Genomic DNA, 17,314 nt, shown 5'->3' on the forward strand with positions numbered 1-17,314 from the left:
GATGTCAAAAGCCAGAAAGCATTCGCGTCTCATCGTCACCCTGGTGGTGGTTGTCTTGATCGGCGCGGGCCTGGCCGCTGCCTTCTGGCCGCGTCCGGTGATGGTTGATCTGGCCGAGGTGACCCGAGGCTCGATGATGGTGACCATTGATGAAGAAGGCCGCACGCGGGTCCGCGAGGCCTATGTGGTATCCACTCCAATTGCCGGACGTCTGCAACGGGTGGAGGTTAATCCCGGTGATCCGGTCATCAGGGGGCAGACGGTCGTGGCGCAGATGCTGCCCATCAACCCCTCGGCCATGGATGTGCGTACAAGGGAGCAGGCGCAGGCCGGATTGCAGGCGGCAGATGCAGCCTTGCGGGTCGCCAAGGCAGACCTGAATGCTGCGCTCGCCGGTCGCGATCTGGCTGCAGCGGAACTCGAACGGTCCGTCCAGCTTTCAGAACGGGGGCTGATCAGCAGCGCCGCCTATGAGCGAACGGAGCAGGGTTTCCGGGTTGCCGAAGCAGCAGTGGAAACGGCCGAGGCGGCCATCTCCATGCGCGAGGCCGAAGTTGCCAATGCGCGTGCGCAGCTGGTGGAGTTCGGCGAACAGAACACGTTCTCGACGATGGGAACAGGCAACGGTGGTGGCATCCCACTGCTGGCCCCGGCGGACGGACGTATCCTGCGCATCATGCAGCAAAGCGAGACCACCCTGCCCGCAGGTGCCCCGATCATGGAGATTGGTGATATCGATGGAGAACTCGAAGTCGTTGTCGAGCTGATTTCTTCTGATGCGGTGCAGGTAAATATTGGCGACCGCGCCATCATTGATGATTGGGGTGGGCCTGTCCCGCTTCAGGGGCAGGTGTCACGCATTGATCCTTTTGCCATTACCAAATTCTCGGCGCTTGGCGTCGAGGAGCAAAGGGTGCCCGTGACAATGACCCTGACCGGTCCGCCCGACGAACGCGCCGCGCTTGGGCATGGTTATCGGATCGAGGCGCGGATCGTTGTTTGGCAAGCAGACGCGGTCATCCGTGTTCCCTCCAGCGCCCTGTTCCGGTCCGGCGAAGTCTGGTCGGTGTTCGTTGACCGGGACGGCACGGCCAGCTTGCGCCGCGTCGAGCCGGGACGAAACAATGGAACGTTTGCTGAAGTCGTTGAGGGTCTGGAGGCCGGCGAGCGCGTGGTGCTGTATCCGCCGTCCGGGATGGAGGACGGTACGATGATTGCGTCGCGCCAGACAAGGTGAACTGGCTCCAAGGTGGCACGGCAGTCGCGTCAAGAACCGTCGTCAGGTTGCGCGAGGCTGTCTGCAGGCAATTGATACCGAAGAAAACGGGGCCAAGATCATTGCCTTGGCGCTGCAACTCAAGCACCGCCTGCACCGCCCCGGCGAGATTGCAGGCTCCGAGGCCTCGGCGACGTGCTCCCCGCGCAGCAGCACCATCGCGGCCGCCCAGGAGGTTGGCGGCAAGCACGATGGCTTGAGTTAGTCTCAGGATCGTCGCGGCCAGCGCCACGCGCGGCGCAACCAGGCGGAAAACAGCAGATTTAGACCACCGCGATATCGCTCACGATCGTGCCGATAGCCCTGCCTTGAGGTCTTATAGCTAGATCGCTGACTTCCGAAGCCAGGGGTGGAAAGCGTCACTGCCCGGTCACGGCCAGACGCTGATCGGTGATGCCTTTCAACTGAGCGCGTTAGACCAGCATCGGCGAGCGACGAGGCCTGTCGCTATAGCGCTGTGGCGAGTTCCGCTTTTCGCGTTCGCGTGACTATCAACAATGGCGCGTTTGTTTTCGATTGACACCTATTTGGCTTTCGCTTTAGCTTCTGAAGGTCCCCAAAGATCGGGTATCCGGCGTTGGGACGGGAGGATGAACAGATTGGCTATCCGGGATTATCACTCGGCCGGAGCTGCGGCCGGTGCTGGCTGCGCTTCTGCCGGCGAGGGGCTGCTGCGTGCCCATGCTCGGCGGCTGCGGCAGCACCTGCAAATATACTGGCATCCCCATGAACCAAGCTTGCTTGATGGTGCTATGCTGCCGCGCGATAGCAAAGCCACGACTGCCAATCTGAAGCTGCAAGCCGTTTCGGCTGCCGATTAGGGGTAGGATATGCTGGAGCTGCGAAACGTCAGCAAGCGAGTGGGTGTCGAGAAGCATCTCGATGACATTTCGCTGTCGTTCGAACGCGGAACACTCAACGTACTGCTCGGACCGACGCTGTCGGGCAAGACCAGCCTGATGCGCATCATGGCTGGCCTTGATCGGCCAACGCGGGGAAGCATTTATTTCGACGGCGTCGAGGTCACCGGCGTTTCGCCGCAGAAGCGAAACGTCGCGATGGTGTTCCAGCAGTTCATCAACTACCCCTCGATGAGCGTCTACGAAAATATTGCCTCGCCCATGCGTATCGCCGGCGCGGACAAGAAGAGCATTGATGATGCGGTTCACAGAGCCGCCGACCTGATGAAGCTGACGCCGTATCTGGACCGCACGCCATTGAACCTTTCGGGTGGTCAGCAGCAGCGCACGGCGCTGGCCCGTGCTATTGTCAAGAATGCCGGTCTGGTGCTGCTCGACGAACCGCTCGCCAATCTGGACTACAAGCTGCGCGAGGAACTGCGTGCGGAACTGCCGCGCATCTTTGCCGAAAGCGGCGCGATATTCGTCTATGCCACCACCGAGCCTTCAGAAGCTTTGCTGCTGGGCGGCAATACGGCGACGCTCTCCGAGGGGCGTGTCACGCAGTTTGGTCCGACCATCGATGTTTATCGGCGGCCCAACGACCTGATCACGGCCCGCACCTTTTCCGACCCGCCGCTCAATACTCTGGCAATGCGCAAGCGTGGGAGCGCATATGTTTTGGAGGGCAGGGTGGAAATGCCAGCGTCCGGGGATCTGGCCGCGGTTGCCGACGGAGAGTACACCGTCGGCTTCCAGCCACATCATCTGACACTTGAGCCCAGCGTTCCGCATGCCGTTCGGATGCAGGCCGTGGTCACTTCGGTGGAGATCACTGGTTCCGAAAGCTTCGTGCACCTGCGATTTGCCGATGCTGACTGGATCATGCTGGCCCCGGGAGTCCAGAGGCTGGAAGCTGACGAGGAAATCTCGGTGTTCCTCGATCCGGGCCTCGTGCTCGTCTTTGACAGTGACGGCCGGGCCATTGGTCGGCCACAGGCCATGGCGGCGTAGGAGCACAGCAATGGCCAGAATCGATCTCGACCATATCCGCCATTCCTACCTCGCCAATCCCGAACGTGACGAGGATTACGCCCTCAAGGAAGTCCACCATGCCTTCGCGGACGGCGGCGCATATGCCCTGCTGGGACCTTCAGGGTGCGGCAAGACCAGCCTTCTCAACATCATTTCCGGGCTCGTTCCCCCCACCCGGGGACGGGTCCTGTTCGATGGCACGGACGTAACCGACCTGCCGACCGAAAACCGCAACATCGCCCAGGTCTTCCAGTTCCCGGTCATCTACGACACCATGACAGTGTTCGACAATCTTGCGTTTCCATTGCGCAATCGCGGGGTGGATGAGGCCGATGTGAGGCGGCGTGTCAACGAGACCCTGGAGATCATCGATCTGGCCAACTGGGCGAAGAAACGCGCCCAAGGGCTGACCGCGGACCAGAAACAGAAGATTTCGCTTGGCCGCGGCCTGGTCCGTCAGGACGTCAACGCGATCCTGTTTGATGAGCCACTGACGGTCATCGATCCGCATATGAAATGGGTGCTGCGCAGCCAGCTCAAGCAATTGCACAAGCGCTTTGGCTACACGATGGTCTACGTGACCCATGACCAGACCGAGGCGCTGACCTTCGCTGACAGTGTGGTGGTGATGTATGAGGGGCAGGTGGTGCAGATCGGGACGCCCGCCGAACTGTTCGAGCGGCCCAGTCATACCTTTGTCGGCTATTTCATCGGCTCACCCGGCATGAACGTACTGCCAGTCAAGATGGAGGGCGCCCAAGCCCATCTCGGACCGCATGTGATCGAATTGCCGGGAGCACCCAAGGCCGGTTCCGGCGCCCGGCTGGAACTGGGGGTGCGGCCCGAATATGTGCGCGTGGGCGACAAAGGCATGCCCATCCAGCTTCAAGCGGTTGAAGATATTGGCCGTCATCGCATCGTGCGCGGCACGCTGGAGGGCAGCGACATCGCAGCCATTGTGCCGGAGCATCAGGAACTGCCTTCCGATCCGCGCGTGACGTTCGACCCCAAGGGCATCAACATCTACGCCGACTCCTGGCGTCAGACGCTGGAGGCGTAACGATGGACAGAACCTGGAACAACAAGGCCTGGTTTCTCGTGCTCCCCGTGCTGGTGCTGGTGGCCTTCTCGGCAATCATCCCGCTGATGACGGTCGTCAACTATTCGGTGCAAGATACCTTCGGGAACAACCAGTTCTTCTGGGCGGGCCTGGACTGGTTTGACGACACCTTGCACTCGGAACGGTTCTGGGCGGCCCTCTGGCGCAACCTGCTGTTCTCCGGCATCATCCTGGCCATCGAGATACCCCTGGGCATCTTCATTGCCCTGAACATGCCAAAGCGCGGTTGGGGGGTGCCCGTTTGCCTTGTGCTGATGGCGCTTCCGCTGCTGATACCGTGGAACGTGGTCGGCACGATCTGGCAGGTCTTTGGCCGCGTTGATATCGGTCTGCTTGGTCGCACTCTTGCGAGCCTGGGGATTGACTACAACTACGTGCAGGACCCTTTCGATGCCTGGGCGACCATCGTGGTGATGGATGTCTGGCACTGGACCAGCCTGGTCGTGCTGCTTTGCTATGCGGGGCTCGTCTCTATTCCCGACGCTTATTATCAGGCGGCCCGCATCGACGGGGCATCACGCTGGAGCGTGTTCCGATTTATCCAGTTGCCCAAGATGCAACGGGTGCTGCTGATCGCCGTACTGCTGCGGTTCATGGACAGCTTCATGATCTATACCGAGCCATTCGTGGTGACCGGCGGCGGACCCGGTAACGAAACCACTTTCCTCTCAATCGACCTGGTGAAGATGGCCATTGGCCAGTTCGACGTCGGGCCGGCTGCGGCCATGTCGCTGATCTACTTCTTGATCGTGCTGCTGGTCAGCTACGTCTTCTATACCGTGATGACCAATGTCGGGAAGGGAGCCGAACAATGAGCGAGCAAAACGTCGCCTCCGGACCCAAGGTAGCAGGCAGGTCGATGACCTCTGGCAAGGTCGCATCGCTCAATCGCAGTCGCTCCTCCGTGCGACTGGGCTGGCTAGTGCCGACTCTCTACATCCTCTTTCTGATGCTGCCGCTCTACTGGCTCATCAATATGAGCTTCAAGACCAACCAGGAAATTACCGGGGCCTTTTCGTTGTGGCCCAGGGATTTCACCTGGCGGAACTACGCAGTCATCTTCAGCGATCCAAGCTGGTATTCGGGGTACATCAATTCGATCATCTACGTGGTGTTGAACACGGTGATCTCACTGGCCGTGGCTCTGCCGGCGGCCTACGCTTTCTCACGGTACAGGTTCCTGGGGGACAAGCACCTGTTCTTCTGGTTGCTCACCAACCGCATGGCGCCGCCGGCCGTCTTCGCCCTTCCATTCTTCCAGCTCTATTCGGCCTTCGGCCTGATCGACACCCATATTGCGGTGGCGCTCGCGCACTGCCTCTTTAACGTGCCGCTCGCCGTCTGGATTCTGGAGGGATTCATGAGCGGCGTACCAAAGGAGATCGACGAAACGGCCTATATAGACGGCTACTCGTTTCCCCGTTTCTTCGTGCGCATCTTCATGCCGCTGATCGCTTCGGGCATCGGTGTGGCAGCCTTCTTCTGCTTCATGTTCTCATGGGTAGAACTGCTGCTGGCCCGCACCTTGACCACGACCGCCGCCAAGCCGATTTCCGCAATCATGACGCGTACCGTGTCGGCTTCGGGGCTGGACTGGGGTGTGTTGGCAGCCGCGGGGGTGCTCACGATCATTCCGGGCGCCCTGGTGATCTATTTCGTTCGCAACTACATCGCCAAGGGCTTTGCCCTGGGCCGCGTGTGAGGAGGACCACATGAATTTCTCATGGATGGCCTGGACCTGGCCGACGGCGCTCTTCTTTACCATCATCGCCTTGCTGCTGATCGGAATGACCGTCTGGGAATGGCGCGCGCCCGGTGGCAATCCGCGGGTGGGCATCCTCCGGTTCGAGACGACCAGAGGAGACAGGCTATTTATCTCGCTGCTCGGCAGCGCGTTCATAAATCTTGCATGGCTGGGCCTGATCGGGCCGCAGCTATGGTGGAGTCTCGCCCTATCGGTGGCCTACGCGATAGTCGTGTTCCGCTTTGTCTAGGGGAGGAAAGTCAGGAGGACGGCCTGAAAGAGCTGTCTCTCCTGCATCGCATGACGTCGATCCAAGGGAGGATTGGAATGAAACGGCAATTATTGTTCTCGACTGCGGCGCTACTGGCGCTGTCAGTGTCGAGCCCAGCCTGGTCGCAAAGCATGGAGGCGGGGCTCAAGTTTCTTGATGAGGAAATCGGCGATCTGTCTACCTTGAGCCGGGCGGAGCAGGAGGCAGAGCTTGAGTGGTTCATGCAAGCAGCCGCCCCCTATACCGGCATGGACATCAAGGTGGTGTCGGAAACCATCACCACCCATGAATACGAGTCCAAGGTGCTGGCTCCCGCGTTCACCGCGCTGACCGGGATCAAGGTCACGCATGACCTGATCGGCGAAGGCGACGTGGTTGAAAAGCTGCAGACGCAGATGCAGTCGGGCGAAAATATCTATGACGCCTATGTCAACGACTCCGACCTGATCGGCACCCACTGGCGCTATCAGCAGGCGCGCAGCCTCACCGACTGGATGGCGAATGAGGGGGCTGACGTCACCAACCCCAAGCTCAACCTGGATGATTTCATCGGGCTCGAATTCACCACCGCTCCGGATGGCGAGCTTTACCAGCTCCCCGACCAGCAATTCGCCAATCTTTACTGGTTCCGCTATGACTGGTTCAGCGATCCAGAAGTCCAGGCCGACTTCAAGGAAGAGTACGGCTATGATCTGGGCGTGCCGGTCAACTGGAGCGCCTACGAGGATATCGCCGAATTCTTCACCGGCCGCGACATGGGCGATGGTCCTGTCTATGGCCACATGGATTACGGCAAAAAGGACCCCTCGCTTGGCTGGCGCTTCACCGACGCCTGGCTCTCCATGGCTGGCAATGGCGACAAGGGCATTCCCAACGGTCTGCCGGTTGATGAATGGGGCATCAAGGTGGACGAGAACTCCCGTCCGGTCGGCTCGTGCGTGGCGCGGGGCGGCGATACCAATGGCCCGGCCTCGGTTTATGCGATCGCCAAATACCTTGAATGGCTGAACAACTACGCGCCGCCTGAAGCGCAGGGTATGACTTTCTCCGAATCCGGTCCGGTGCCGGCCCAGGGTGGCGTGGCCCAGCAGATCTTCTGGTACACCGCCTTTACCGCTGACATGGTCAAGGAAGGGCTGCCGGTCATGAACGAGGACGGTACGCCCAAATGGCGCATGGCCCCCTCGCCACACGGCGTCTACTGGAAGGACGGGATGAAGCTCGGCTATCAGGACGTGGGCTCGTGGACCATTCTGAAGTCCACCCCGGTGGATCGTGCGCAGGCGGCCTGGCTCTACGCCCAGTTCGTGACTTCGCTCACCGTGGACGTCAAGAAGTCCCACGTGGGGCTGACATTCGTGCGGGAATCCACCATCCAGCATGACAGCTTCACCGAACGGGCTGACAAGTTGGGCGGCCTGATCGAGTTCTACCGGTCACCCGCGCGCGTGCAGTGGTCCCCCACGGGCACCAATGTTCCGGACTACCCGAAGCTCGCTCAGCTTTGGTGGCAGGCCATTGGCGACGCTTCCTCTGGCGCCAAGACGCCTCAGGAGGCGATGGACTCGCTGTGCGCCGAGCAGGAGAGCGTCATGGCTCGCCTCGAACGCGCTGGTGTGCAGGGCGATATCGGTCCCAAGCTGGCCGAAGAACACGATCTCGCCTACTGGAACGAGGATGCCACTTCCAAGGGCAATCTCGCTCCGCAACTCAAGCTCGACAACGAGGACGAAGAGCCGGTAACGGTCGATTATGATGAACTCGTGAAGAGCTGGGCTGAAGCGAACTAAGCTGAGCAACACGTCTTGAGGCGTCGGGGCCTTGAGCCCCGGCGCCAAATGCTGGCGCTTCATGTCGCATGGGGACAGGACTGGTCCCGTAGAGCCGATGGTCCAGCATGTCTTTGAGTGCGGGCGTGCAGGTGACATAGACAGCGCGACCGCCCTTGCTCTGACGAATGCTGATTCCGACGCCGTCGTAGTTCGACCAAGCCAGCTTGCGAAGGTCTCGCTGACGCTGCCCCAGTCTACCGGGCTAGGGACAATTCATTCGGCTCCCCCACAGCGTCCCCCCACCTGCATCCCCAAAGCTTGATTGGGCCTTGCGCCTCGCTCCGCTTCACAGCGGCCAGAAAAACAGGATTGAGGGAACCCCGACGGCGATGATGATAGCCTCCAGCGGCAGACCCATCCGCCAATAGTCTCCAAAGCGGTATCCGCCCCGACCCATGATGATGGTATTGTTCTTGTGCCCGATCGGGGTCAGGAAGGCACACGATGCCGCCACGGCCACTGCCATCAGGAAAGGGTCGGGCGAGACCTCCAGGGTCTGGGCGATGGACAGGCCGACAGGGGCGGCAATCAGCGCGGTGGCCACGTTGTTGAGGAAGTCGGAGAGGGTCATCGTGACCATCATCAGCAATGTCAGAATGGCCCAGGTCGGCAATGTGCCTGTGAGCGAAACTATGCCGTTTGCAATCAGCTCGGTTCCACCGGAGGTTTCGAGGGCCAGCCCGAGCGGGATCAGCGAGGCCAGCAGGACAATGATCGGCCATTCCACCGATTCATAGACTTCGCGCGGGCCAATGATGTTGAACAGGGCGTAGATGCTGACGGCTATGGCCAGGGCAACAGCCAGTGAAAACAGGCCCATCACCGAGCCGGCCACAGCAGCGGCGAACACGGCAATGGCGAACAGCGCCTTGCTGCGTTGAATGACGGAGTGACTTCTTTCCGCGATGGGAAGCACACCCAGCCAGTCGATCGCGTCGTTCACGCGGTTTTCCGGCCCGAGCAGCAGCACGACGTCGCCTGGCTGAATCGGCAGTTTCCGCACGCGCTGGCGGAAACGGCGACCCTGCCGGGCGACGCCGAGAAGCGCCACACCACGCCGGTTTCGCAGGCCCAGGCCAAGAGCGGTGCGGCCGACCATCCGCGCATTGTCTGGAACTATCGCTTCAATCAGGGTGAGGGACTTTCCTCGGAGCCCGACATGATCTTCGGTGCCCAGGGTTTCCAGATTTGCCGCCCCGATGAATGCCTCGATGGACTTCGGATCACCCTCAAGGATCAGCATGTCGGCGGCGCGCAACTCGGTGCTCGCGGAAAAGCCGGGAAGCCGGCGCCCGTTCCGCACGATCCCCAGCAGGGTGATGTCGTGCTCTTCGGCCAATGGCAGGAGATCGTCCGGGGTTTTGCCGAGGCTTTTGGATTCCTCCCCCACCACCGCTTCGGCCACGAACAATCCCTTGTCCTGCTCCTGGCCAGCAACGGCGGCTCCAGCGGCAGGCAGCAGGCGCCAGCCGATCAGGGTGACAAAGGCAATACCCACCAAGGCGCAAGCCAGGCCGACCGGCGTGTAGTCGAACATGGAATAGGGTGTGCCCAGCGTGCGCTCGCGAAATTGGGAAACGACAATATTGGGCGGCGTTCCGATGAGGGTGATCATGCCACCCAAAATTGTGGCGAAGGACAAGGGCATCAGCGAGCGCGCGACAGAGCGCTTGCCCTTCTTGGCAGCCTCGATATCGAGCGACATGAGCATGACCAGGGCCGCCACATTGTTGATGATCGCCGAGAGGGCCGCCCCGACGATCGACATGATGCCAATGTGGCTGGACAGAGCCCGATCAGACGAAATCACGAGCCTGGCGATCAGCTCAACAGCGCCGGCATTGGCGAGGGCCCGCGATACGATAAGGACCAATGCGATGATGACGACAGCTTCCTGCCCGAAGCCGGCAAATGCCTGATCTGGCGGCACGACGCCGGCGACAACGGCGATGAGCAAGGCCGCGAAAGCCACGAGATCATATCGAACCCGCCCCCAGACCAGGAACGCGAAGACCAGGCCCATGAGAACAAAAAGAAATATCTGGTCATAGGTCACGTGTTTCGATTGCTCCAGTCCGGTTGATGGCAAATCGCTCAGGGACCGCCGATGCTATACTGTCGGGGCGCGGGGGCAAGGGGATGGCGCAGTGACAAGGTTGCATCCAGGCGCGCGCTTAGCGCTTCATGCCGCCCTCAAGACAGTTGGACAAAAGCCCGCAGCAGGTCCGAACGGCTGAGCAGGCCCACGAGGCGGCCGTCCTCGACCACTGGAAAGCGTCGGTAGGGTGTGGCCAGAAAACGCTCCGCAGCGGAGACGATGTCGAGCCCGGCATCCAAGGTCTCGGGCGCTCGGGTCATATACTGGTCAACGGTGCCGCTCCATTCCTTGTAGTAGGCCGCATTTAGCGCCGCCTTGAAGCAATCTTTCTTGGTAAGCATGCCGACAAGCTCGTCGGCCTCCTCCACCACAGGTGCTCCTGACAGTTTGCGATCAAGCAGCAGCCTGACAGCGTGAAGGATTTCCATGCCGGGCGGCACGGTGAGGACGTCGGTGACCATGAAGTCGGCTACGGTGCGGCGTTCAGTCATGGGCATTCTCCCCTCCATGCCGATGCGGACAAGCCTCGCACTCAAGCTTGCCGATGCATGACAGGCCCCCGCAGGACCCCTTGATCGGCGCCCGGCCCGCCATGACCCCGAGTGCCATGGCAGAGACGGCGAGCCCAAAAACCACTACCGCGGACAGAAACACAGCCATCGACGCCTCCTAGACTTCAACCGCGGCAGAGAAGTCACCCGTGAAGACCGAATGCAGCCTGTCGCCTTCGCGTACGAGAAACAAGGCATCAAGCCCCCGTTGCTCGGCCAGCGCCACGCCCTTTTCGACACCGGCGGCAGCAAGCGCAGTTGCCCAACCGTCGGCCAGCGCCGGGTCGCGGCCGAGAACGGATACCGAAGCCAGTCTCGTATCCGCCGCCCGTCCGCTCGACGGATCGACGATGTGTCCGAAGGATCTGCCGGCATGCGCGTAGCTCTGGACACTGTTGCCGGACGTTGCCACCGTCCGGTCGTCCAGCCGAAGAATATGCGCGACCCCGCTGCCGCCCGGCATTTCAACGCCCACCTGCCAGCCGCGCCCCTCCGGGTGCTGGCCACGGGCGATGACCTCGCCGCCGAGATCGAGCATAAAGTCGGTGACGCCTGACTGCGCCAGCGCTGCCGCCATACGACCGAGAGCCTCGCCCTTGGCGATGCCGCACAGGTCCACGGTCAACCTGCCCCGATGCTTGCGGACGGCGCCCGGTTGGGCGGCAAGCTCCTCGAAGGACCCGGTGGCGCCGCTGATCGGGCCGAAGCCCTGCCGCGCCACTGCCGGCCCCACTGTCGGGTCGAAGACGCCGCCACAAGCTTGTGCCAGCGTCAGACTTTGCCCGACAAGCGTGCTGAACGCGTCTGGCACCACCTGCCAGTCCGTGCCGTCATGGCGGTTGAATTGCGACAATACGCTGTCTGCCCGGTAGGGAGAAAAGAGCTGGTCGACCTCGGCGATGATGTGGGAAAAGCTTATGCTGATCGCGTCTTGATCGATCCCCTGCGGCACGCTCAGCCGCCAATATGAGCCGAAGGCCCCGCCGCCAAGAGTGGCAAGCTGACGCGCCAGCGCCGGCACGGCGCCGGTCACAAGGGTTGCGGCGGAGAGGGCCATGAAATTGCGTCGTGTCAGCATGATCATATCCCGAAATCGTCGTTGAAGATGGCGTGCGGCTCTACCCCGCAGCTGTCGAGCATCCCCAGCACCGCCTGGATCATCAGCGGGGGGCCACAGAGGTAGAATTCGCAGGCCTCGGGCGCCGGGTGGTCCTTCAGATAGTCAAGCAGCACGATTTCGTGGATGAAGCCTGTCGCACCGCGCCAATCATCCTCGGGCTGCGGCTCGGAGAGCGCCAGTGTCCATCGGAAATTGTCATGTGTCCGCGCCAGCGCATCGAACTCGTCCTTGTAGAACACATCGATGCCGCTGCGCGCGCCATACCAGAAGGTGATCTTCCGTCTCGTGCCTGCGGCGAGCTGTTCATGGATCATTGCCCGCAATGGAGCCATGCCGACGCCGCCACCGATGAACACCATCTCGCGGTCCGTATCCTGCACGTGGAAGTCGCCGAACGGACCGGACACGGCCACGCTGTCTCCTGGCTGCAGGCCGAAGAGGTATGACGAGACAATGCCGGGCGGCACCCCTTCATCCGCACCGGCCGGCGGCACGGCAAGGCGGATATTGAGAACGATCTGCCCCCTGTCCTCCGGACGGCTCGCAACAGAATAGGCCCGGTGCACCGGTTCCCGGCTGACCGATTTCAGCCGCCGCCATCCTAGCGTCTTCCAGTGAGGTGCGTAGCCGGGCTCGACCTTGAGCGATGCGAAATCGAGCGCGTAGGGCGGCGCCTCGATCTGGACATATGACCCCGCCCGAAACGCGAAGGTCACTGCCTCGGGCACGTCGAGAACCAGCTCCCGGATCAGTGGCGCCAGCATCCGGGCAGAGCGCACCCGCGACGTCCAGCTCTCGGCGGCGAGAATGTCGTCCGCTACGCCCAAGGACATTGGGCCGCGCACCATCACCTGGCAAGCAAGCCTCTGGCCTTGCTTGAGATTGCTCCGTGTCAGTCGCGCAAGTTCGGTAGGCAGGGGCGCGCCGGCGCCGTCGATGACCCTGACGCGGCACAGCCCACAGGTTCCGGCGCCGGCACAGGCTGACGGCACCGGGATGCCCGCGCCGTTGAGAATGCTGAGGAGCTTCTGCCCGGTGTGACCGGTGATTTCTGTGCCGCCATTGATGGTGATTGGTACAGGCCCAGATGGCGAAATAATCGACCGCACGCCGATCACCATTCCTGACAGGGCCAGGATCAGCACAATGATCAGAACCGTGCCGAGCGCGATCTCGATCATAGTTGCACACCTGAAAAGGCGGTGAAGCCCATCGACATCAGCCCGGTGACAATGAACGCCATGCCCAGCCCCCGCAGACCGGCAGGAATGTCGGCATAGTTCAGCCGCTCGCGGATCGCAGCCAGTCCCATGATGGCAAGCGCCCAGCCGATACCCCCGCCGAGGCCGAAAACGACGCTTTCTGCAAAATCATAGTCGCGCTGTGCCATGAACAGGCTGCCCCCGAGAATGGCGCAGTTCACGGTGATCAGCGGCAGAAAGATGCCAAGCGCGCGGTAAAGCGCCGGCACGAAGCGATCTAGAACCATCTCCAGGACCTGCACCACCGCCGCGATCACCCCGATAAAGGCGATGAGGCTGAGAAAGGTGAGATCGACGCCGCCAAGTCCGAGCCAGTCCCAGGCATTTGGCGCGAGCAGGCGCGAGAGGATCAGGTAGTTGAGCGGTACGGTGATTGTCTGCACCACGATGACCGCAATGCCGAGCCCCACGGCGGTATCGAGCCGCTTGGATACTGCCAGGAAGGTACAGACCCCCAGGAAGAAACTCAGGATCAGATTGTCGGCAAAGATCGAGCGAACGAAGAGATCGATCACGGCGCTCTCCTGTTCGGCTCGATGGAAATCTCATAGTAGGCGGGCTCGATCTGGGCAGGGCGCATCGACCGGATGGCCCAGATCAGCAGTCCGAGCAGGAAGAAGGCGCTGGGCGCCAGCAGCATGAGATTGAGCGGGGTGAACCAGCCGCCATCATGGATGGTTGGAAACACCGTTTGTCCGAACAGTGTCCCGGCACCGAACAGTTCACGCACAAAACCGATGAGCAGCAGCACCAGCCCATAGCCGAGCCCATTGCCAAGCGCATCAAGAGCGGAAGGTCCCACTGGATTGCGCATGGCGAAGGCCTCGGCCCGCCCAAGCACAAGACAATTGGTGACGATCAGGCCCACGAATATCGAAAGGCGCTGGCTGATGTCGAATGCGAAGGCCTGGATCACCTGGTCGGCGACGATCACCAGCGAAGCGATGATGGTGATCTGCAGGATGAGGCGGATGGAGGTGGGGATATGGTGCCTGATCGCGCTGATGATCATGCTGGAGGCAACAAGCACCACGATCAGTGCCAGCGACATCACCAATGCCGTCGTCATCGAGGTTGTGACCGCTAAGGCCGAGCAGATGCCTAGAATCTGCAGGGTGACCGGATTGTTGTCGATCAAGGGAGTGTAAAGATGCTGCAGCCGCTTCATTGCGATCCCGCCCCTTGCCGAAGATTGGCTAGCACATCATCGAAGCCGTATTCGCCGAGCCAGAAATGGATGGCGGCGGTGATGGCGTTGCCGGTGCGGGTCGCCCCGGTGATGCCATCCACCTCGAACGCGCTGGTCGCCCGGCCCCTGACGACCGACAGCCTGATCTCGCCATCGTCGCCGGCGAGTTCCTTGCCCGGCCACAAAGCCTGCCATGCTGGCTCCTCGATACGTGCGCCCAGGCCCGGGGTCTCTCCCTGTTCGATGATCGAAAGCCCGGCCACGGTGTTGAGATCGCCCTCAAGGGCCAGATGCGCCCGGATGGTTGACTGGTAGCCAACCGCCGAGATCGGCAGGATCACCAGGCGCAGTTCACCGTCCTCGCGCAGGATGTGGATAGGGGCCAGATCGGCCCGGCGCCCAAGACCGGCTATGTCCGCCTCGCCGGGTATGATCGAGGACGTTTCGGGGTCTTCCGCCGCCGCTGCGATATCAAAGGTGGCCGGGTCGATATCGGTCGGCTCACCGGTCTCAAGGTCGACGACGACCGTTTCGAGGCTGTCCGCGCCATATTGGGCGACAATGTCGGCGAGGCCGGGCATGCTCTCGAGCATTGCGGCCAACCGCGCTGCCCGTTCGGCCGCGAGATTGGCATCCCGCATCGGCGCCAGCAGCACGGCAGCGCTCGAAACGAGCAACGCGCAAATGCCCGACACGATGAACGCCATGGCGATCGTCTTTGTCCGGCTCTCATTGGGCAGGGCCAGGAGTCGCGCCCACCAGCTCAGGGGATTGAGATCAGGCATGGCCGCCCCTCCATTTTCGCGTTGCCACCGCGACTGCGGCCGCATCGAGCAGTGGCGCAAAGAGCGAGGCAAGCAGGGTGGCGAACACCACCGCCTGCGGCGCATCTATGCCAGCATCCGCCCAGCCGAAGATCGCAACCAGTGCGCCGGCCAGCGCGCCATATGCCCAGCGTCCCATTCTGGTGGATGCCGAAGCGACCGGGTCGCCGATCAGGAAGACCAGTCCAAAGACAAGGCTGCCCTCAAGAAACGGCGCCGCAGGGTCTTGGCCGAGCGCAAACGTAGCCAGCACCAACCCCATGGTGGCTGCCACAGCGATCCGCCACGAAAGCACGCCCATCACCAGCAGAAGAAGCGCGCCGAAGCCCGCCGCGACGGCGACCAGTGGACCGGTGCCGGTGTGCAGTACTTCGGGGAAGGCGAAATAGAGGAAGGCCAGGGTGACCGCGCCTGCATTGACGACATTGCGCCCCCAGCCGCCGAATATCTGTTCGCCCATGACGGTGCCGAAACTGGCTGCAAGCACGATCTGCCACATCTCGGTGGTACCCGACGCCAGTACGGCAACAGCAAAGGCGGTGACCAGCGCGATGGGGGACAGCGGCTGGGCCCGTGTGAACAGGAACACGCCTTGCCAAAAGCTGATCACCGCAAGCGCCACACCGAAGCGCTGCATGGTGGCAAGTCCGAGATCCAGGCTCGCGGCCACTACCACCGGAAGCATCGCCGAGACGATGATCCAGGAAACGGTATCCCTGTGCCAGACCCCGCGCATCACGCCGCCTCGAGCATGTCGAGCACCGCTCGCAGCCGCGCACCGAAATCGGTTTCACCGCCCGTCGCATAGGTCGCGAGGGCCAGATCGTCTTCCCCCAACTGCAGGCAACCCAGTTGTGCTGCCCGGTCCGCATCGCCGATGCTGAGCGCGCGCAACAGTGGAACGGCCGGCATGTCTGGTCCCAGGGCCCTGTCAACCGCTGCAGTTGGCACAAAGGCCGCCGGTGCCGAGGCGCGGCCCAGCGCTGCGATAAGCCAGTTGCGGGCGCGCGGTTCGACGCGGGCCACCACGCTCGCCTGCAGGTGATAGCGCGAGAGAAACTGCGCTTCGCGCCCGTCGAGTATGGCGCCAGAAAGAATGCGTTTTGGTCCAGGCGTCAGTTGCGGGCGGGAAAGGGCGTGAAGGTCTGCTCCTATCGGCACCCGCAATAGAAGCGGCCGTTGCGTGCCGGGTCCGGCAAGGCTGATGCTGCGCGAAAAATCGGCGGTGCCACGCGCGAGCAGCTGTCCGAGCGCTGCCACGTCCTGATAATTGATATGCCACACAGGTGCGCTGGACGTTGCCGGATGCAGCCTAGCGATGTGGGTGCCGGGAAGTCCGGCGGGATGGAATCCGGTGAATCGCACCACAGAGACACGGTCCTGCGGCTCCACCAGATCAACGCCGTCACCCTGGCAAACATAGACTTGGCCTTGCGTCAGAAGGCTGAGCGCACTTACGCCGCGAGCGAAGCTATCTTCCATCCCGCCCAAGACCACCGCAGGATCAGGCGCATGAGGACGCGTGTCGATCGCAGTGACGAACACTGCCGCTGGCTCGGCATCGCCTGCCGGTATCCGGTCGAACGGACGGGTGCGCAAGGCGGGCCAAAGCCCGGCCTGCTGCATCAGCGACCGCAAGCCTGCCGGGGTACCGGCCGCCGCCAGGTCAAATCGCACCGCATCCTCCCCCTCTGGTATAATGGTCAAGAGGGACAGTCGCCGCTGGGGGCCCATTTCGATCTTTTCGATCCGTCCAGATGAGGGGGAAGTGACCACGATCTCGGGCCGCTTCCGGTCCCGAAACAGGGGCGTGCCAGAGGCGACTGCCTGCCCTGCTTCCACCAGTATTTCGGGGCGGATGTCGGGATAGTCGGCGCCCGCAAGCCCTATTTTGGGGACGCGCGTCGGGACAATTTCCCCGTCCGGCAATGCCCCTGCAACAGGCAGCGGAAGCCCGTGACGAATGACTATATTCATCCTCGCCTCATTTGCTTTCCGCCAAAAGCATAGGCCAAAAATTTGACCAGCACATTGTTCTAGATCAATACTCGCTTGGACCTTTGCTGATAAGTTGCGTGACAACTTGGGCGGGG

General features: G+C 61.9%; 18 protein-coding genes. 8 read left to right on the forward strand and 10 right to left on the reverse strand.

Going from position 1 to position 17,314, the window contains the following annotated elements; all coding sequences use genetic code 11:
- The first annotated feature begins 1 nt into the window (after position 1).
- From ACE4RL_RS06295 to ACE4RL_RS06330, 8 genes are all read left to right on the forward strand, one after another.
- Positions 2–1,237, forward strand: coding sequence for an efflux RND transporter periplasmic adaptor subunit (locus tag ACE4RL_RS06295; protein WP_375599656.1), 1,236 nt, complete (start codon positions 2–4; stop codon positions 1,235–1,237).
- 629 nt (positions 1,238–1,866) lie between these two features.
- A complete protein-coding gene (locus ACE4RL_RS06300; protein WP_375599657.1) occupies positions 1,867–2,097 on the forward strand; it encodes a hypothetical protein in 231 nt (76 codons plus the stop codon).
- Between the two features lie 9 nt (positions 2,098–2,106).
- Positions 2,107–3,189 (forward strand): ABC transporter ATP-binding protein, encoded by a 1,083-nt coding sequence (locus tag ACE4RL_RS06305; protein ID WP_375599658.1) that lies wholly within the window; start codon positions 2,107–2,109, stop codon positions 3,187–3,189.
- Between the two features lie 10 nt (positions 3,190–3,199).
- Complete coding sequence (locus tag ACE4RL_RS06310) at positions 3,200–4,270, forward strand: ABC transporter ATP-binding protein (RefSeq protein WP_375599659.1); 1,071 nt, start codon at positions 3,200–3,202, stop codon at positions 4,268–4,270.
- A gap of 2 nt (positions 4,271–4,272) precedes the next feature.
- Positions 4,273–5,145 (forward strand): carbohydrate ABC transporter permease, encoded by an 873-nt coding sequence (locus ACE4RL_RS06315; RefSeq protein WP_116588627.1) that lies wholly within the window; start codon positions 4,273–4,275, stop codon positions 5,143–5,145.
- A 44-nt stretch (positions 5,146–5,189) separates the two neighbouring features.
- A complete protein-coding gene (locus tag ACE4RL_RS06320; protein WP_375600243.1) occupies positions 5,190–6,032 on the forward strand; it encodes a carbohydrate ABC transporter permease in 843 nt (280 codons plus the stop codon).
- A gap of 10 nt (positions 6,033–6,042) precedes the next feature.
- Positions 6,043–6,324, forward strand: a complete 282-nt coding sequence (locus tag ACE4RL_RS06325) for a DUF2160 domain-containing protein (protein ID WP_157289255.1) — start codon at positions 6,043–6,045, stop codon at positions 6,322–6,324.
- A 77-nt stretch (positions 6,325–6,401) separates the two neighbouring features.
- Positions 6,402–8,135, forward strand: a complete 1,734-nt coding sequence (locus ACE4RL_RS06330) for an extracellular solute-binding protein (protein WP_375599660.1) — start codon at positions 6,402–6,404, stop codon at positions 8,133–8,135.
- 328 nt (positions 8,136–8,463) lie between these two features.
- Here the strand turns inward: ACE4RL_RS06330 and ACE4RL_RS06335 are convergent, their stop codons facing one another.
- The 10 genes from ACE4RL_RS06335 to ACE4RL_RS06380 all read right to left on the reverse strand — a co-directional run bounded on the left by ACE4RL_RS06335 (position 8,464) and on the right by ACE4RL_RS06380 (position 17,198).
- A complete protein-coding gene (locus tag ACE4RL_RS06335) occupies positions 8,464–10,233 on the reverse strand; it encodes an SLC13 family permease (protein WP_375599661.1) in 1,770 nt (589 codons plus the stop codon).
- A gap of 137 nt (positions 10,234–10,370) precedes the next feature.
- Entirely contained in the window at positions 10,371–10,766 is a 396-nt protein-coding gene (locus ACE4RL_RS06340; protein WP_375599662.1) for a CBS domain-containing protein, read from the reverse strand.
- Positions 10,759–10,935 (reverse strand): (Na+)-NQR maturation NqrM, encoded by a 177-nt coding sequence (gene nqrM, locus ACE4RL_RS06345; protein WP_375599663.1) that lies wholly within the window; start codon positions 10,933–10,935, stop codon positions 10,759–10,761. The genes ACE4RL_RS06340 and nqrM overlap by 8 nt, the downstream gene beginning before the upstream one ends.
- Before the next feature lie 9 nt (positions 10,936–10,944).
- A complete protein-coding gene (locus ACE4RL_RS06350) occupies positions 10,945–11,904 on the reverse strand; it encodes an FAD:protein FMN transferase (RefSeq protein ID WP_375599664.1) in 960 nt (319 codons plus the stop codon).
- Positions 11,905–11,906: 2 nt separating this feature from the next.
- Positions 11,907–13,127 carry an NADH:ubiquinone reductase (Na(+)-transporting) subunit F gene (gene nqrF / locus ACE4RL_RS06355; protein WP_375599665.1) on the reverse strand — a complete coding sequence of 407 codons (1,221 nt, stop codon included), beginning with the start codon at positions 13,125–13,127 and terminating at the stop codon, positions 11,907–11,909.
- Positions 13,124–13,723 carry an NADH:ubiquinone reductase (Na(+)-transporting) subunit E gene (gene nqrE, locus ACE4RL_RS06360; protein ID WP_116589868.1) on the reverse strand — a complete coding sequence of 200 codons (600 nt, stop codon included), beginning with the start codon at positions 13,721–13,723 and terminating at the stop codon, positions 13,124–13,126. Before nqrE ends, nqrF begins: the two co-directional genes overlap by 4 nt.
- Positions 13,720–14,382 (reverse strand): NADH:ubiquinone reductase (Na(+)-transporting) subunit D, encoded by a 663-nt coding sequence (locus ACE4RL_RS06365; RefSeq protein WP_375600244.1) that lies wholly within the window; start codon positions 14,380–14,382, stop codon positions 13,720–13,722. The genes nqrE and ACE4RL_RS06365 overlap by 4 nt, the downstream gene beginning before the upstream one ends.
- Positions 14,373–15,182 (reverse strand): NADH:ubiquinone reductase (Na(+)-transporting) subunit C, encoded by an 810-nt coding sequence (gene nqrC / locus ACE4RL_RS06370; RefSeq protein WP_375599666.1) that lies wholly within the window; start codon positions 15,180–15,182, stop codon positions 14,373–14,375. Before nqrC ends, ACE4RL_RS06365 begins: the two co-directional genes overlap by 10 nt.
- The gene (locus tag ACE4RL_RS06375; RefSeq protein ID WP_375599667.1) at positions 15,175–15,957 is read right to left on the reverse strand and encodes an RnfABCDGE type electron transport complex subunit D; all 783 of its coding nucleotides are present in this window, start codon (positions 15,955–15,957) and stop codon (positions 15,175–15,177) included. The genes nqrC and ACE4RL_RS06375 overlap by 8 nt, the downstream gene beginning before the upstream one ends.
- Complete coding sequence (locus tag ACE4RL_RS06380) at positions 15,957–17,198, reverse strand: Na(+)-translocating NADH-quinone reductase subunit A (protein ID WP_375599668.1); 1,242 nt, start codon at positions 17,196–17,198, stop codon at positions 15,957–15,959. The genes ACE4RL_RS06375 and ACE4RL_RS06380 overlap by 1 nt, the downstream gene beginning before the upstream one ends.
- Positions 17,199–17,314 lie beyond the last annotated feature (116 nt).

It is taken from the genome of Devosia polycyclovorans (assembly GCF_042181575.1).
Classification (GTDB): domain Bacteria; phylum Pseudomonadota; class Alphaproteobacteria; order Rhizobiales; family Devosiaceae; genus Devosia; species Devosia polycyclovorans.